We start from the raw sequence: 15,990 nt of genomic DNA, 5'->3' as shown, positions 1-15,990 counted from the left end.
TATCCTGAATGGCGAGCACATTATTGCTCAATAAAGGTCTGGTTATTCGTAATCTGAGGTCATGGTTTGAAGTGGAACTTTGGTGATAATCGCTTTTCTTGTGTGGTTGTTAGCTTGATTATTGCGATTCCTTCTCTTGCATATACTTTCTATTTGCCCGCTTTACCTGCTATGGCCAAAAGTCTTGGTTTTTCTCCTTCAGTGGCCAAGTTGTCAATGACCTTTCTCATGATGACAGCGATGGCTTCTCTGCTTGTGATTGGTCCATTGTCGGATCGCTACGGTAGAAAGCCAGTGCTGATTATTGGCTTGCTAATCAATATTGTTGCCTGCCTGATCCTGAGTCAGATGGATTCACTGCAAATGTTGTTGATTGGGAAAGGTGTTCAGGGGATTGGGTTAGCAACCTGTTTTGCGGTAGCTAATCCCATGATCAGGGATGTAATGGATGGGGCCGGGGCCATGAGAATGATGGCCATGTCTGCGGCTGTTTATATTGGTGCGACCGTTCTGGGTCCGACTGTGGGTGCTCATATCTATGACCGATATGGCTGGTCCATGCAGTTTTATATTGAAGCTGCCTACAGCTTGATCCTGGTTTTAGTGTTTGTGCCTTTTCTTCCAGAAACCTTACCGGTAGAGAAAAGAAAATCAAAGTCTACATGGATAGCCCAATACCTTGATCTATTTAAAGAAGCTCAAAACCGACAGTTGTTGATTCAGGGGGCTGTTGTCAACGGTGCATTTGCTGTTTATATGACCTCTTCAGCCTTTTTGTACATGCATTATTTTGGGTTGAGTTCTCTGGCATTTGGCTATCTCTATGGAATCAAGTGCTTCTTGCAGTTTCTGGCCAGTATTGCGACGGGCAAACTGGTTGAGCATTATCCGGTAGAGAGCCTGATGCTCATCAGTTACCGATTATTGTTGTGTTCCTGTCTTGTTCTTCTTGCCAGTGTCTATATCTGGCCTGAAAGTCTGGTAGCCTGGTTTATTCCTGTGTCAGTGTTGCTGATCGTTAATGGTTGTTTCTGTACCAGTAATAGAATTGCTGTCGTTTATTTAAATCCGGATCGGGCAGGTGTAGCGAACAGTGGTCAGATTTTTCTGCATTTAATGTGTGACACGTTGGGCAGTGGTTTGGTGGCTGTCTTCTATGATTCTTCCCAGAATGTAGCTGCCCTCATGACGGCTGTATTGTTATTGTCATGGGTTATTTCATCTGTGTTAATGCCGTTGTTTTCAGGGCAAAAGTCCATCGAAAAATAGTCTGCTTAGCACTGTTAGGGGCTATGCTGATTGCCGTGAAGTTAGTTTTTTTCAGGTGTATAGCGGTCACCGGAGTGTATGATGGAATCTAAGACCTTCTTCTTTTTAGTGGCCATGTTCATGGCATTTTGTACTTCTTCTTTTGCCAAGCCTCCGGTTCCCGTTGCCAAGCCTTTGTCGCATATTATCAAAATGCTTGAGGGTCAGGGGTATCGACCGATTGTTGATGTCTCTATGAATGATGGGTTGTGGGTTGTGGAAGCCTATAAAGGCAGTGAGAAGAGAGCGTTAAAAGTGAATCCTGATAGTGGTGAAGTGGTTTCAGACCGTCCCGATGACTGATCTGTAATATTCAGGGTATAAGGGTGTCCTTATACCCTGAATGTGCAGAGGTTGGACCCTGATCAGGTTAACAGGCCAGCCCGGGCAAGCTGCCAGCGTTTTTGCTGTTCTTGCATGGATGATTTCATTTCTTCGTATTGTTTATGAAGCTCTGAACTCTCCCAGTTATGTTTAAGCTCTTCTGCTTTGTGTTCTACCCACTGCTGTCGTAACTTGTTCCAGTCATGCCAGGTGTTGCTCACCAGTTCATACTGTTCTTCCAGCTTTTGCAGTGCTATCTGGCAAGTCAGCTTCTGGCTGGCGTACTTGTACTGCATGTCGATTCTGGCTTTTTCAATCCGGTAATCGCTGACACGTTTCAGGCTGTCAGTAAGGCCAACTTTTGAGCAGCCATAAATCAGCCATTTGGTTGGATCAAACTGCCACCACCGAATGCCGTTACGATAGTCATACTGAAAAATATGATGGTAGTTGTGATAGCCCTCACCCCAGGTCACCAAAGCCAGGAAGCCGTTGTCACGGGCAGTGTTCTTATCAGTGTAAGGACGTTTGCCCCAGATATGAGCCAAAGAGTTGATAAAGAAAGTAAAGTGATGGCTCAGTACCAGCCTTAATACTCCCCCCAGCAGCAGCATGGCGACAACATCGCCCATCAGGAAACCGATCAACGCCGGAACACCCACATTCATCAATAGAACCAGTGGCACATAATATTTTTGCTGCCAGACGACAATGGGGTCTCTTTGCAAGTCCTTGATATTGGAAAAGTCACCAGCTTTTGGGTCATAGTCACGCAACATCCAGCCGATGTGTGAGAACCAGAAGCCACGGCGGGCAGAGTAGGGATCTTTGTCATAATCATCGACAAAGGCATGATGGCGACGATGACCGGAGGTCCAGTTCATGATGCTGTTCTGAGTGGCCATGGCTCCCCAGAGTGCAAACCAGAGGCGCAGGGACCAATGAGCCTGATAGGCTTTGTGAGACCACAGGCGGTGATAGCCCGCAGTAATGGCCGTGCCGTTGAACATAAGGATTAATCCGGCAACGATCCATTCACGGAGTTCAAAGCCATGGGTAAAACCGTACCAGGGAACAAGGGTAACCATGGCCACAAATGTGATCGAAAAAAGTAACGTGGTCACCCAAATACGACGGGGTTTCTCCATTGTGCGCTCATATAGTTTTCATCAAGGAATCTGGATTCTCGCACAATGTTTCTACGCTGTTAAGGTGTATTGTTTACTGCTTAGTTATGTGGCCTGTAATGACAGGAAAGAGAAAAGCTTTTGTCTTTCATAGATATATACCCATTGGATTTCAAGATGCTACTAGGCGACAAGTGAGCGAAACCCTGTGAGCCTACAAGTAGTAGGTGATCAGGGTGAGCGAACGCTGGCAACAACGTAGCATCTTGAAAGGCGATGGGTATACAGGCTTTGGGGCAGAAGACTTCTGATACCAGTGTTTAATTATGGTACCCCCAAAGCCGGGTCTTTCTTCATTCTACAGGCTGATCAGTCAGCTGGTTAATCAGCCAGGCGGCCAGCCTTGCTGTGCGAAGATCATGATCAAATTCAGGGTTGTATTCGGCAATATCCATCACCCTGACTTTTGCACTTTGCTTGATGGTGTGAAGCAGGATGGCTGTTATGTCCAGAGGAATGCCCCTGACCGCTGGAGCACTGACACCGGGTGCCTGATAAGGTGGGAAAACATCAAGGTCAATGGTTAAGTAAACGTGATCCACCATAGAGGTAAAGCAGGTCACTTCTTCGATCAGGAAGTCGAGATTGTCCCTGTGTATCTGGTCGTCAGTAATATAGGCTGCATTAAGTTCATCGGCCCGTTCGAATAATGCCGGGGTATTGCTGCTGCGGCTGACACCGAGGCACAGGTAATGAAAATCAAGACCCTGATGCTCACAGAATTGGGCTACCTGCCAGAAAGGTGTTCCTGAGCTGGCTCCCTTTTCAGGCTTTCTCAGGTCAAAGTGCGCATCAAAATTGATAATCCCAATATTCAATCCCTTGGGCGTCTTGTGTTCCTGGGTCAGAAAATCGGCCAGGCCTTTAAAGCTTCCCCAGGCTATTTCGTGTCCGCCGCCAAGGCCCACGGGTAGCATGCCTTCCTTGAGTGCTTTAACAAGTGTTTGACTGAATTGAGTCTGTGCTCCTTCAAGGTCACCATCCTGACAATGCACATTACCCAGATCAAACAGGTCATCGTTCCGATTCCAGGGAAGATTAGCCAGACATTTTCTAATCAGATCCGGCCCTTTGGCGGCACCTACTCTGCCATGATTACGCCTGACACCTTCATCACAAGCCAGTCCTAACAGGCCCAGGCCACTGGAACCTGAATGTTCTGTGTAGGGTTTTATCTTCTGATGCCAGCGCTGTGTCAGTTGTGAGTCTCCATCATGGTCGACCCGACCGTTCCAGATATTGGGTTCTACAGGTATTAGCTCAGACATGGAAATGGACACTCTTGTCGTGTGAAATACCGCCCCTTACTGCTCTGCAACAATACATTGATCCGGGAAGGCGGTACGTCCGGTTCAAAGCTGTTGGTGTTTCAGGTTAGTTGACCCTGGCTTCACCACGATAAAAAGTGAGTGAAGGTGTTTCTCCGGTGAGGCTGGCTGCCAGTGAGGCCGGACTTTGAATGGGCCACAATGTCAGGTTGGCGGTATGACCTTTTTTGATCATACCCTCCTGGTCCTGCAATCCCAGTGCTCTGGCTGCATGTATGGTCACTCCGGCTAATGCTTCTGAAGGTGTTAATCCAAACAGTGTACAAGCCATATTCATTATCAGTCGCAGTGAAGTAAAGGGAGACGTACCGGGATTCAGGTCTGTTGCCAGCGCCATGGGTATGCCGGACGCACGCAGTTTTTCAACAGGAGGACGCTGAGTTTCTTGAAGAAAATAAAAAGCGCCTGGCAATAATGTAGCAACTGTTGTGCTGTTCTCCAGTGCTTTCACTCCTTCATTACTGAGATATTCCAGGTGATCAACAGAAAGTGCATCATAAGCCGTTGCTAATTGTGTCCCTCGACTATCAGACAGTTGTTCCGCGTGAAGTTTTACTCGAAGACCCAGGGATCTGGCGCTTTGAAAGACTTTTTCAGTGTGTGAAAGGTTAAAGGCAATGTTTTCGCAGAAAACATCCACCGCAGTCGCCAGACCTTCTTCTGCAATGGCGGGGAGCATTTCTTCGCAGACAACTTCTATATAGCGGTCAGCCTGACCTGAAAACTCCGGTGGCAAGGTGTGGGCTCCCAGAAAGGTTTTTTCTATTCTGACCGGGTATTGAAGCTCCAGTTCTTTGGCTGCTCGCAGTATTTTCAGCTCTGTCTCGAGATTAAGGCCATAACCGGATTTGATCTCCAGAGTGGTAACGCCGTCACAAAGTAGCGCTTCAAGGCGAGGTCGGGACTGTTCGATCAGCTGATCCAGACTGCAACGTCGAGTGGCATTGACCGTTGACAGAATCCCGCCCCCTTGTTGGGCAATGTCACTGTAACTCTTGCCTTGCAATCGTTGCTCAAACTCAGTGGAGCGATCTCCTGCATAAACCAGATGGGTATGGCAGTCGATCAAGCCTGGCATCAACCACTGACCCTGTCCATCGAGGGTGGCTTTTGGCTGAAGATTGGCTGGTAACGCTTCTGCTGCTCCAAGCCACTGAATCAATCCCTGATCAATCGCTATGGCACCCTCTAAAAGTTCTCCGTAATGACCCGTTCCCATAGAAGGATCCATGGTTGCAATATGGACATGGGTGATCAGTAAATCGCAGGTGCCCGTTACTTTAGTCATGGAGTGTTCCAGTCAGTGTCTGGTGTATGCCGAAGTGATCTCATTCACTTTATGATATGGCCTCTTTTTGTCAATGTCTTATGACTCTAGGGTTCTGACCGAGAATAGTGGTCAAGAATAAAATTCAGTAGAACGAGGCCACTTTTTCTGGATTTTAGGCCGACCTGCCTATTCTCGGTCAGGCGCCTGGGCTGGGTTCGGAAATAGAAGGCTCTTTTGAGAAAAGGTTTTACGTTCTGCTGACACAATCTTGAGATTTAAGCGCGTCGATAGTATTTTGTACGACTATTTAAAGATAATAATAAAACAGAAAAAGGACATTTCATGCGTTCATTCAGAGCAGCGTTGGTATTACTCACGGCTTTTTTATTGGGAGGTTGTGCGGCAACCACCGTCCAGAATAATGTTCATCATTCTTATTCTTCCTCAGAAAGCGAGCGGGAAAAAGTTAAAAAAATCCTGATCGTTCCCTCCGATGTGGTTGTTAAAGAGCTGGGTGTAGGTTCAGTTGAAGAAGTCCCTGAATGGACTGATAAAGGAAAAAAGCTGGTCGACAGCGAGCTAAAAGCTTATATGAACAGTCATCTGAATAAAGTCAGTTGGGTTCCCATGCCAGAATTGACTGAGGAAGAGCAAGCAATATTGAACCAGCATATTGTTCTTTATGATTTAGTGGCGGGTAATGCGCTGACTATCACTAATATTGAGGCTTTTAAATCTGAGACTGAAAGTCCAGACGATACGTTGGGCTCAGGTCTGAGCTTTTTGAAAGAAAAGTCAGGGGCAGATAGTGTCTTACTGACTTTCGGTGCGGATTTTGTCTCCTCTGGGGGGAGAGTCATGACCGCCGTGTTACTTGCTGCTGCAGGAGTAGTTATCCCGGGTGGGCATGCCGTTCTTAATACCGGTTTAATAGATCTGGAGACCGGTGATGTCATCTGGACGAATACCTCATTGAGCACTTCCATTTCCTTGAAAGATGATAAGGGTGCTAAGTCCATGGTAGAGCAGACATTGAGTGCCTTTCCGTCACTTTGAATTTGAGGGATTAAACATGCAATGGAAAGCATTAGCTGTTGTAAGCACCATGCTTATAGCTGGTTGCTCTACCAGCCATATTAAACCCTATAGCTCAGCAGATGTTGCTAAAGCAGAAGGGGAAGAAAACAGGCTCTGGCATTCTGCTGATCGTTACGAAAAGCAGCTTAAAAACTCAAGTCGTGTTTATGGTAATGAAACTTTACAGGTCTACTTGCAGGGCATCATGGACAAGCTCTATCCCGAATTTAAAGGAAATATTCGGGTCTATGTGCTGAAACAGCCTGTTCTGAATGCCTTTGCACTTCCCAATGGCGGAGTCTATGTCAACACGGGTCTTATTGCAGCTATGGAGAATGAGGCTCAGCTTGCTGCTGTTCTGGCGCACGAAGGTATTCATTACATTAATCGACATTCAATGAAGCAGAGAGAAGTCAGGAAGATGACCTCGGCTTTTGCTACAGCAACCATGCTGGCAGGCTTTCCTCTTTTAGGCAGTGTCGGGCTGGCTTCAACGGTTACTGGTTATTCCAGGGATCTGGAGCGTGAGGCAGACGATGAGGGTTATATTCGTTTAGTTGAGGCGGGCTACGATCCTTCACAGTCGACAGTAGCTTTTGAGGCTCTGGCCAGAGAAGCAAGGGCCAGTGAGGTCAAACGACCTATGTTTTTTTCTACTCATCCAGCCATGGAAGAAAGGATTGAGCATTTTCAGAAACTTCAGGAAAAAGACGACAAAGTTCGTGGTAAAGATATTCACGCAGACCGCTATCAGTCGCACGTCGAACATTTAAGAAAAGAAGTGCTGAAAAATAAGCTGGAAACGGGGCGGTATAGCGAGATTATTGCCACTTTCGAAGCGCCCTCTCAGGAGGCTTTATATGATGAAACGGATCAGTACATTCTGGCTGAAGCATTCAGAATGAGAGATAAGGTTGATGATAAGGGTAAGGCTATCGCTCTCTACAAAGAACTGATGACGTTTGATGAAAACTATGCCCCTCCCTATAAGGCGATGGGGCTGCTTAGCTATAAGGAAAAAGATTTTTCACAGGCCAAAGTCTTTTTGAAAAAATATCTTGAACTGGAGCCTGAAAGTACAGATGGCCCTTTTATTAAACAATATTTGGAAATGCTTTAAATAAGGAATTTACATAATGAAAAAATCAGGAGTAAAAGCGATTCTTATAGCTTCAGTCATCAGTATGTTGAGTGGCTGTGCTACCTGGAGCGTGGTTGAAAAGTCAGATCTGGTTAGTCCCGATGGCAGTTTTAAAATTGAGGCGCCATTAGGTTGGGTAAAAGGACCCAATCAGAATGCTGTTTTTCTTACAGAAGAAGGTCCGCACCTGCAAAAAGTTATGATGCAGAGGCTGGATCACCAGAAAGCATTCGAGGGCATTAAAAAAACGTCTTCCGAAGAAATGATGCCTATTGAATTGGCAGACTATTATCTGGCTGCCTTCAAAAAGGCTAGAGATGGCCTGAATGTTCATCAGCTTGATATTAAGCCAGTCAACCTTTCAGGACATGCTGCGTTTCGCATGCTATTGCAAACTACGACTTCCAGAGGGCTGAAAATCAATACCGTTACTTATGGCTTGAGTTCCAGTAAAGGGTTTTATGAGCTTTCCTATTCAGCTCCTGAACTTCACTATTTTGAGAGAGACCTCCCTGAATTTGAAAAGATGGTAAAAAGCTTCGAAACTTTGTGATTTACCATTTATTGATTGCTGAGATCAGGACATTAGCCCTGATCTCAGCTACTTTTTCCTCAGACTCAAAAACATCTTGTGAAGTTCATGAGCTTGGAAAAGAGAATAACCAGACTTCAAAACCCTGTGGTAGAGTTTTCTCGTGGGCTCATACTTTTATGGGGTCTGCAAAAATGAACTGTCTCCCAGTACACTGGATTCGGTAGAACAAAAATAACAGGAGGGTTGCTGCTCAAATCGTGTCGGCGACTCTCAACAATCCTGCCATCCCTGAATCCATGACTTCCAAAAGAATGAAATGGTTTTACTGGCATTTCAAAAGCTATTGATCGCTATAGGCATCAGACATCGTGAGGTATCCCTTTCATGAGTCAAGGCAATCGGTTTGATCCTCTTCGTACTATCCGTGCACCACGGGGTACAGAACTTTCTACCTGTAACTGGCAGGTAGAAGCTCCTCTGCGAATGTTAATGAATAATCTGGATCCGGACGTGGCGGAACACCCCCAGAGCCTGGTGGTCTATGGAGGTATTGGCAGGGCAGCCAGAAACTGGGAGTGCTATGACCGTATCGTCGATACACTCAAGGGGCTCAAGCCCGATGAAACCCTGCTGGTTCAATCAGGAAAACCCGTGGGCGTGTTCAGAACTCACGAAGGGGCTCCAAGAGTCTTGATTGCCAACTCCAATCTGGTGCCTCATTGGGGACACTGGGAGCATTTTAATGCGCTCGATCGTCAGGGGTTGATGATGTATGGCCAGATGACAGCAGGTTCATGGATCTATATCGGTTCTCAGGGGATTGTTCAAGGTACTTATGAAACCTTTGTCGCCATGGCTCATAAGCACTTTGATGGGCAGGCGACAGGTAAGTGGATTCTAACCGGTGGTCTTGGTGGTATGGGTGGGGCACAGCCATTGGCTGCCACTATGTCGGGTTTTTCAATGTTGGCCTGTGAAGTGGATGAATCCAGAATTGATTTCCGTCTGAACACCCGCTATCTCGATGAAAAGGCCCGTACGCTGGATGAAGCTCTGGCCCTTATTGATCAGGCTCATGCTGAAGGTCGTGCGGTATCAGTAGGCCTTCTTGCCAATGCTGCAGAGGTGTTTCCTGATCTGGTGGCTCGTGGCGTGACACCGGATGTTGTGACTGATCAGACGTCCGCTCATGACCCTCTGAATGGCTATTTGCCCAGAGGATGGACAATGGATCAAGCGGCTCGCGAGCGTCAGGTCAATGAGGCTGAAGTGGTAAAAGCCGCCAAGCAATCCATGGCTGATCAGGTTAAGGCGATGCTGACGTTTCAGCAGCGTGGTGCAGCCACGGTGGACTATGGCAACAACATTCGTCAAATGGCGAAAGACGAAGGCGTTGAAAATGCTTTTGATTTTCCTGGTTTCGTTCCTGCGTACATTCGTCCTCTGTTCTGCCAGGGTATTGGCCCATTTCGTTGGGTCGCTTTATCCGGTGACCCTGAAGATATCTATAAAACCGATCAGAAGGTGAAAGAGCTGATTCCGGATAATCCTTCCCTGCATAACTGGTTGGATATGGCTCGGGAAAGAATTGAGTTTCAGGGTCTGCCAGCACGCATTTGCTGGGTAGGTCTGAAAGACAGAGCCCGTTTGGGTATGGCATTTAATGACATGGTAGCCAGCGGAGAACTGAAGGCACCTGTCGTGATTGGTCGAGACCATCTGGATTCGGGTTCGGTTGCCAGCCCCAATCGTGAAACAGAAAGCATGAAAGACGGCAGTGACGCAGTGTCTGACTGGCCATTATTGAATGCGCTACTGAATACAGCTTCCGGTGCGACCTGGGTCAGCTTGCATCACGGAGGAGGTGTCGGTATGGGGTACAGCCAGCATGCCGGTGTCGTTATTGTTGCAGATGGTTCCGGGCCGGCCAGAGAGAAATTGTCTCGTGTGCTTTGGAATGATCCGGGCACGGGGGTTATGAGGCACGCCGATGCGGGTTATGAACTCGCCAGAGAGTGTGCTCGGGAAAATGGCCTCCATCTACCGATGGAGGAACTCTGATGCAAATTACTCCGGGAAAGATGACTCTGCAGCAGTTGCGGGAATTGAGCCGGTCTCAGACCAGAATTGAGCTGGATCAAAGCTGCTATTCGAATATTCAGAAAAGCCTTGAGTGTGTTCAAAGGGTCGTCAGCGAGAACAAGGTTGTATACGGCATCAATACGGGCTTTGGCATGCTGGCCAGCACTCGAATTGCGGAAGAAGATCTGGAACAGCTCCAGAGCAGTATTGTTCTTTCTCATTCGACCGGTGTCGGAGCCTGGATGAAAGACAACACTGTTCGTTTGATGATGGTGTTAAAAATCAATAGCCTGGCTCGGGGTTATTCTGGTGTCAGGCCTGAACTGGTTGATTCTCTGGTTACGCTGATTAATAAGAATGTGTTGCCTTGCGTGCCTGAGAAAGGTTCTGTCGGTGCCAGTGGCGATCTGGCACCACTGGCTCATATGAGTTGTTTGTTGTTGGGTGAAGGTCTGGCCAGGGTGAAGGGAAAAACCGTTTCTGCTGAAGAAGCGCTGACGGAAGCCGGTATTGAACCTTTAAGGCTTGCACCTAAAGAAGGGCTGGCGCTTTTGAACGGAACCCAGGCCTCCACAGCGTTTGCATTGGAGGGGTTGTTCGGTGCTGAAGATCTTCTGGCATCGGCTGTGGTAACAGGCAGTCTCTCTATTGAGGCCGCTATGGGGAGCAGACGACCCTTTGATGAACGTATTCATGTGGCCAGGGGGCTGTCGGGGCAAATCGAAGTCGCAGCCGCATACCGGGCTTTATTGGATCACAGTACAATAGAGCATGCCCATGAGCATTGTAATAAGGTTCAGGATCCCTATTCACTGCGTTGTCAGCCTCAGGTGATGGGAGCCTGTCTGGAACAGTTGCGTCATGCTGCAAGATTATTGGAAGTAGAAGCCAATGCGGTTTCCGATAACCCACTGGTGTTTGCAGACGATGATGAGGTGTTGTCGGGGGGTAATTTCCATGCAGAGCCTGTGGGAATGGCGGCAGAGGCGATAGCTCTGGCCAGCTGTGAAATCGGGGCAATCAGTGAACGAAGGGTGGCTTTGCTGGTGGATCATCACCTGAGTGGATTGCCACCGTTTCTGGTCGAGAACAGCGGTGTTAATTCTGGCTTTATGATTGCCCATAATACAACGGCGGCATTAGCGAGTGAGAACCGGTGTCTGTCTCATCCTTCAGTCACCGATAGCATACCGACGTCTGCTAATCAGGAAGACCATGTTTCTATGGCAACTTATGGTGCTCGCCGACTGCGGGAGATTAATGCCAACACGGGAGCGATTCTGGGTATTGAATTGTTGGCGGCAGGGCAGGGGGTTGATCTGAGAAAGCCTTATTCTACTTCGGAGGCTTTGGAAAAAGTCATGTTCCTATTAAGAGAACAGGTGCCTTTTTATGATCAGGATCGTTACTTCGCGCCGGACATTGAAAAAGCAGGGGAGTTAATTACCAGTGGTTCCCTGAATATGTTTGTTCCCAAAGGGCTATTACCCAGCTTATAAGGTAGAGAGTTAATAACATTAGAAATGGAAAGAGTCCAGTGAAAGGCTCTTTCCTACTTAAAGCAAAATGTATTAATGGCTTTTGATTAAAGAGATTTTTCTATATCAAATTATTTGAATTACTGTTCTTCTTTTTTTACAGTAATGGCCTGGCCTTCATTACCGGCATAGACGACCACAATTTCAGCAGGCTCATCAGAATTGTTTTCACCGTAATGCCATTCATCAACCATCTCAACCAGAGCATCGCCGGCTTTCATTTCTAACTTTTTACCGTCAGATAAGCGTACAACGGTTAATTCACCTTTCACAAGATAGCCTGCATTAATAACCGGATGTTTGTGAATGGGAAGTTTTGAGTGGGGGGCAATGGCAATCCGGAGTACACGAACTTCAGGATTATCAAGGTGGACACTTTTCAGCGGTGTTCCATCCCAGCTGGTATTACTGTGAGCCAGTACTTCAGTAGAGGACTGATCAGCGGAAAAGGCAAAAGAGCTGCCAAGAGCCAGAAACAGAGCAGCGGTTTTAAAGGCTGTCTTCATTATGACGTTACTCCGAGGGTATTATTAATTTATTCATCAAGGGTAAGAAAATGTTGGCCTGATCAGGTTGAGGGGATGCTAGCAGCGTTGATATAGGAAATCCATAAGTAGTGAATATAGCTTTCTTAAGAATATAGAAAACTTGTTTATTAATTGAATTGTTGCCTAATAAACTTATTAATCGTTCTTAATAGCTGTTGGTCTAATGCTTAGTAAAGAGGGATGGTTTATTCAAAAGGCCAGTGAATAAATTAACTATTTTGAATGATAAAAGAAAAGAATAACCTTGTATGAAATGTGGCTTTAAAAGGTCGGGCGATATATTATCGCCCGGCGATTTCAGGAGAGTGCTGCCAGAAGAGTTTCTGCCTTGCTGAGTTCGAATGTTTTAGGTGGTTCAACATTCAGTAAAGTGATTTCACCATGGTCAATAATCATGGCATAGCGTTGGGATCTCAGTCCACCAAAACTGCCTGTATCCATTTCCAGACCCAGGGCTTTAGTTAGCTCGCCATCACCATCGGCCATCATGGTAATGGCACCAGCATTCTGGTCTTTGCTCCAGGCTTGCATAACAAAAGCGTCGTTGACAGAAAGGCAGGCAATGGTATCAATACCTTTCGCCTTAAAGTCATCAGCCAGAGCAACATAGCCTGGTAGATGGGCATTGGAGCATGTTGGTGTAAAAGCTCCGGGTACAGCAAAAAGCACTGCTTTTTTGTCAGCAAAGAATGCATCTGCAGGTGTTGTACTCTGTTCATCACCACTGATCACAGTGATATCAACAGAGGGTAGTCTGTCACCTTGCTTAATCATGTTGCTCTCCTGAGTCTGAAAGGCACTTATATGCAAATATGCAAAATTACTCTGGCAAAAAGGGCGCGCATAGGCTCAGGTAACTATACCCCGAAAATTATTTCATCACCGACAGTGATCAGGAAATAAATCTCTTGGCTGTTTCACTAGGAGGCTGACCGAGAATAGCGTCCGAGCATAAAATTCAGTAGAACGAGTCAGCTTTTTCACTGAATTTGTGCGAATAGTTGACCTATTTAAGCAAATTCAGTGAAAAAGATGGCCGTTCTTTCTGGATTTTAGGCCGGGCTGTCTATTCTCGGTCAGCCTCCTAGTCATACGTCTGAGTACACTGCATGCCTTTATGCAGGGAACTTTGTTGTCATTTTAAAATCAATAATCTCTAAGCCTGGTTTCAGTTGGTGAGAACGCTGACTTCATCCAGCAGATCTTTCAGCAGCTCCATTTTTTCCTGACTCAGGCCGTGAGTGAGTCGACTATAGCTGTCTTCCACCATAGGCGCCATTTCATCCAGCAGTTTCTTGGCTTTTGGAGTGGCTTTTATAAGAATACGTCGATGGTCTTCTGATGACTTTCGGCGACTGACATAATCCTGCTGTTCAAGCCTTTGGATAATGCCTGTCAGGCTGGGACTGAGGATACAGCAAGCATCAGCCAGCTGTTTGGTTTCCATCTCGTCGGCGTCATTCAAAACCCGCATCACTCTCCATTGTTGCTCGGTAATGGAGTGCTCTTGAAGCATGGGACGGAAGAAGCTCATGGCAGCCTCTCTGGCCTTGAGTAATTTGAGCGGTAGAGAGTCTTCGTACTTACGCATTTTTTTAAGTTTACAGCTAATAACTATGAAAGGCGGATTGTGTGCATCTTGTATTGGATAATCAAGACAATGATGCAATTAATCACATGGTATTTATTCGTACTGGACAAATATTGGGAAGGCTTTGCTTATACCTCTAAAGGGGTATATAGCTGGAACGCACGCTTTCCTGTTGGGTATTGCTGGAAATATCAGATTTGGATAAATACTGATTCGATAATGCTGAAATTACGCTTCGTCTATTCTGTTTGTGTGAAAAATGATCGCTTGGGGTGTTTTTGTGTGTGCTGAGTCAGTGAAGGATCGAGCAAAGAAAGTGGACTGTAGACAATTTCGGGACTATCAGGCGTCCAGCCGTGATGACTCGGTCCAGGCGAGTTTGATGAATGAGCCTTTGATAGTGGTGAATGAGAATGACCAGGTGCTGGGCAGTGCCAGCAAGCTGGCCAGTCACAAAGCTCCGGGAGTGTTGCACAGAGCTTTCAGTGTTCTTCTATTCAACCCATCAGGTCAGTTGTTGGTTCAGCGTAGGGCCAGCAGTAAGATTACTTTTCCCGATTGCTGGGCCAATACCTGCTGTTCGCATCCTCACTATGTCTCATCGGAACTAGAGTCTCGAAATGAGTTGGGTGTAAAGAGAGCGGCTCTTCGAAAGTTAAATCAGGAGCTCGGAATACCGGTAGAGACCTTGTCAGAAGATGATTTTCTGATGATGACAAAAGTTCGTTATCGTGCCGATTCAGGCAGTGAGTGGGTTGAGGAAGAATTGGACTATATTCTGGTGGTTCGCGCTGATGTTGAGCTGGCCATCAATACCAATGAAGTGTCAGAAGTTCAGTGGCTTAATCCTGAGCAGCTATCAGAAATGCTTTCAAGGCCTGATGGGAAAGAACCGGTTTCAGTAGCTCCCTGGTTCAGACTGATATCAGAACACTTCCTTTTTGGCTGGTGGTCCGTACTGGATGATCCTGTCGCGCTGAAAAAGGCTTCAGATCGTGAGATTCACCGGTTGAAGTTTTAGTCTGAATCCAGCATATAATGATATCTGCATCTGAATGATTAGCCTGAGTTGACAACAACAAACACCCGGGAGTGCAGATCATGGCAACTGTTGGTTTTATTGGTCTTGGAAATATGGGAGCTCCCATGGCGGCTAATCTGGTCAAGGCCGGCCATGAGGTGAGTGTATTCGATCTTGTTCCTGAAGCGGTGAAAGCGTTGGCCAGTCAGGGTGCGAAAGCAGCGGCCAGTGCTGAGCAGGCTTGCTCTGGGGCTGAATTTGTTATTTCAATGTTGCCTGCCGGCAAGCATGTAGAAAGTCTTTATCTTACTCAGGGGCTGTTGGAATCCGTTCCTGCTTCTGCCATTTTCATCGATACAAGTACTATTGATACTGATACTGCCAGAAAGTTATCGGCGGCAGCTGCCGAAAAAGGCAAGTCGATGGTTGATGCTCCGGTATCCGGTGGTGTGGCTGGAGCTGCTGCAGGTACTCTGTCGTTTATGTGCGGAGCGTCCGATCCAGCCGTTTTTGACCGGGTTAAGCCTTTGCTTCTGGATATGGGTAAGAATGTCTTTCTGGCCGGTGGGCCAGGGGCTGGGCAGGTGGCGAAAGCTTGTAACAATATGCTGCTGTCGATCTTGATGATTGGTACGTCCGAGGCGCTCAACCTCGGTACTAAAAATGGTCTGGATCCAGCGGTACTGTCTGACATTATGCTGGCCAGCTCAGGTAAAAACTGGGCGCTTGAGGTGTATAACCCTTATCCTGATTTGATGGAGAATGCTCCGGCTTCCAAGGATTATGAACCTGGTTTTATGAGTGAGTTAATGTTGAAGGATTTGGGGCTGGCTATGGCTGCAGCTGGAGGCAGTAATGCGGTGACCCCTCTGGGTGGGCTCGCTTATGCTTTATATAACCGCCATGTTTCCCAGGGAATGGGGAAAAAAGACTTTTCCAGTATATTTCAGGCTATTGAGAGTCTCAGGCCGGAAAATTGAGATAGATTGTCTTCCGCGCTCCAATCGTATTGTGAAGCGCGGGCTCCTGTTCAGCCAATC

15 protein-coding genes are annotated in these 15,990 nt (G+C 46.9%); 9 read left to right on the top strand and 6 right to left on the bottom strand.

Annotated features, from left to right (window positions below; genetic code table 11):
- Nucleotides 1-66 precede the first annotated feature (66 nt).
- Together GZ78_RS00200 and GZ78_RS00195 are read left to right on the top strand one after the other, a co-directional pair.
- A complete protein-coding gene (locus tag GZ78_RS00200) occupies nt 67-1,269 on the top strand; it encodes an MFS transporter (RefSeq protein WP_034831805.1) in 1,203 nt (400 codons plus the stop codon).
- Between the two features lie 78 nt (nt 1,270-1,347).
- The gene (locus GZ78_RS00195) at nt 1,348-1,611 is read left to right on the top strand and encodes a PepSY domain-containing protein (RefSeq protein WP_051785669.1); all 264 of its coding nucleotides are present in this window, start codon (nt 1,348-1,350) and stop codon (nt 1,609-1,611) included.
- 62 nt (nt 1,612-1,673) lie between these two features.
- Here GZ78_RS00195 and GZ78_RS00190 read toward each other — a convergent pair whose 3' ends face one another.
- The 3 genes from GZ78_RS00190 to hutI all read right to left on the bottom strand — a co-directional run bounded on the left by GZ78_RS00190 (nt 1,674) and on the right by hutI (nt 5,435).
- Nucleotides 1,674-2,780, bottom strand: a complete 1,107-nt coding sequence (locus tag GZ78_RS00190) for an acyl-CoA desaturase (protein ID WP_034831804.1) — start codon at nt 2,778-2,780, stop codon at nt 1,674-1,676.
- 332 nt (nt 2,781-3,112) lie between these two features.
- Nucleotides 3,113-4,087, bottom strand: a complete 975-nt coding sequence (gene hutG / locus GZ78_RS00185) for a formimidoylglutamase (protein ID WP_034831802.1) — start codon at nt 4,085-4,087, stop codon at nt 3,113-3,115.
- Between the two features lie 106 nt (nt 4,088-4,193).
- Nucleotides 4,194-5,435, bottom strand: coding sequence for an imidazolonepropionase (gene hutI, locus GZ78_RS00180; RefSeq protein WP_034831800.1), 1,242 nt, complete (start codon nt 5,433-5,435; stop codon nt 4,194-4,196).
- Between the two features lie 324 nt (nt 5,436-5,759).
- Here hutI and GZ78_RS00175 point away from each other — a divergent pair, with 324 nt between their 5' ends.
- The 5 genes from GZ78_RS00175 to hutH all read left to right on the top strand — a co-directional run bounded on the left by GZ78_RS00175 (nt 5,760) and on the right by hutH (nt 11,751).
- On the top strand, nt 5,760-6,473 hold the full coding sequence (locus GZ78_RS00175; RefSeq protein WP_034831798.1) for a hypothetical protein: 714 nt from the start codon (nt 5,760-5,762) through the stop codon (nt 6,471-6,473).
- A gap of 16 nt (nt 6,474-6,489) precedes the next feature.
- A complete protein-coding gene (locus GZ78_RS00170) occupies nt 6,490-7,614 on the top strand; it encodes a M48 family metallopeptidase (RefSeq protein WP_034831797.1) in 1,125 nt (374 codons plus the stop codon).
- A gap of 16 nt (nt 7,615-7,630) precedes the next feature.
- Entirely contained in the window at nt 7,631-8,188 is a 558-nt protein-coding gene (locus tag GZ78_RS00165; RefSeq protein ID WP_034831795.1) for a hypothetical protein, read from the top strand.
- Nucleotides 8,189-8,554: 366 nt separating this feature from the next.
- The gene (gene hutU, locus GZ78_RS00160) at nt 8,555-10,231 is read left to right on the top strand and encodes a urocanate hydratase (protein WP_034831794.1); all 1,677 of its coding nucleotides are present in this window, start codon (nt 8,555-8,557) and stop codon (nt 10,229-10,231) included.
- Nucleotides 10,231-11,751: a histidine ammonia-lyase gene (gene hutH, locus GZ78_RS00155; protein WP_034831791.1), complete on the top strand. Its 1,521-nt coding sequence runs from the start codon at nt 10,231-10,233 to the stop codon at nt 11,749-11,751. The genes hutU and hutH overlap by 1 nt, the downstream gene beginning before the upstream one ends.
- 119 nt (nt 11,752-11,870) lie before the next feature.
- Here the strand turns inward: hutH and GZ78_RS00150 are convergent, their stop codons facing one another.
- The 3 genes from GZ78_RS00150 to hpaR form a co-directional block, all read right to left on the bottom strand.
- Entirely contained in the window at nt 11,871-12,296 is a 426-nt protein-coding gene (locus GZ78_RS00150) for a cupin domain-containing protein (RefSeq protein WP_034831788.1), read from the bottom strand.
- A gap of 339 nt (nt 12,297-12,635) precedes the next feature.
- On the bottom strand, nt 12,636-13,112 hold the full coding sequence (locus GZ78_RS00145; protein ID WP_034831786.1) for a peroxiredoxin: 477 nt from the start codon (nt 13,110-13,112) through the stop codon (nt 12,636-12,638).
- A gap of 394 nt (nt 13,113-13,506) precedes the next feature.
- Nucleotides 13,507-13,929, bottom strand: a complete 423-nt coding sequence (gene hpaR, locus GZ78_RS00140; RefSeq protein ID WP_034831784.1) for a homoprotocatechuate degradation operon regulator HpaR — start codon at nt 13,927-13,929, stop codon at nt 13,507-13,509.
- Nucleotides 13,930-14,311: 382 nt separating this feature from the next.
- Here hpaR and idi point away from each other — a divergent pair, with 382 nt between their 5' ends.
- Complete coding sequence (gene idi / locus GZ78_RS00135; RefSeq protein WP_236631444.1) at nt 14,312-14,950, top strand: isopentenyl-diphosphate delta-isomerase; 639 nt, start codon at nt 14,312-14,314, stop codon at nt 14,948-14,950.
- 80 nt (nt 14,951-15,030) lie between these two features.
- The gene (gene mmsB / locus GZ78_RS00130; protein WP_034831782.1) at nt 15,031-15,930 is read left to right on the top strand and encodes a 3-hydroxyisobutyrate dehydrogenase; all 900 of its coding nucleotides are present in this window, start codon (nt 15,031-15,033) and stop codon (nt 15,928-15,930) included.
- Nucleotides 15,931-15,990: the final 60 nt, after the last annotated feature.

This window comes from Endozoicomonas numazuensis, from assembly GCF_000722635.1.
Taxonomy (GTDB): Bacteria; Pseudomonadota; Gammaproteobacteria; order Pseudomonadales; family Endozoicomonadaceae; genus Endozoicomonas_A; species Endozoicomonas_A numazuensis.
The sequence above is the reverse complement of the archived record's forward strand: the minus strand, read 5'-3'. Positions and strand labels throughout refer to the sequence as shown.

Bases quoted from the DNA above. Each gene is read 5' to 3' on its own strand.
- GZ78_RS00195 (WP_051785669.1), top strand. From the start codon at position 1,348: ATGATGGAATCTAAGACCTTCTTCTTTTTAGTGGCCATGTTCATGGCA.
- GZ78_RS00190 (WP_034831804.1), bottom strand. From the start codon at position 2,780: ATGGAGAAACCCCGTCGTATTTGGGTGACCACGTTACTTTTTTCGATC.
- hutG (WP_034831802.1), bottom strand. From the start codon at position 4,087: ATGTCTGAGCTAATACCTGTAGAACCCAATATCTGGAACGGTCGGGTC.
- hutI (WP_034831800.1), bottom strand. From the start codon at position 5,435: ATGACTAAAGTAACGGGCACCTGCGATTTACTGATCACCCATGTCCAT.
- GZ78_RS00175 (WP_034831798.1), top strand. From the start codon at position 5,760: ATGCGTTCATTCAGAGCAGCGTTGGTATTACTCACGGCTTTTTTATTG.
- GZ78_RS00170 (WP_034831797.1), top strand. From the start codon at position 6,490: ATGCAATGGAAAGCATTAGCTGTTGTAAGCACCATGCTTATAGCTGGT.
- GZ78_RS00165 (WP_034831795.1), top strand. From the start codon at position 7,631: ATGAAAAAATCAGGAGTAAAAGCGATTCTTATAGCTTCAGTCATCAGT.
- hutU (WP_034831794.1), top strand. From the start codon at position 8,555: ATGAGTCAAGGCAATCGGTTTGATCCTCTTCGTACTATCCGTGCACCA.
- hutH (WP_034831791.1), top strand. From the start codon at position 10,231: ATGCAAATTACTCCGGGAAAGATGACTCTGCAGCAGTTGCGGGAATTG.
- GZ78_RS00150 (WP_034831788.1), bottom strand. From the start codon at position 12,296: ATGAAGACAGCCTTTAAAACCGCTGCTCTGTTTCTGGCTCTTGGCAGC.
- GZ78_RS00145 (WP_034831786.1), bottom strand. From the start codon at position 13,112: ATGATTAAGCAAGGTGACAGACTACCCTCTGTTGATATCACTGTGATC.
- hpaR (WP_034831784.1), bottom strand. From the start codon at position 13,929: ATGCGTAAGTACGAAGACTCTCTACCGCTCAAATTACTCAAGGCCAGA.
- idi (WP_236631444.1), top strand. From the start codon at position 14,312: ATGAATGAGCCTTTGATAGTGGTGAATGAGAATGACCAGGTGCTGGGC.
- mmsB (WP_034831782.1), top strand. From the start codon at position 15,031: ATGGCAACTGTTGGTTTTATTGGTCTTGGAAATATGGGAGCTCCCATG.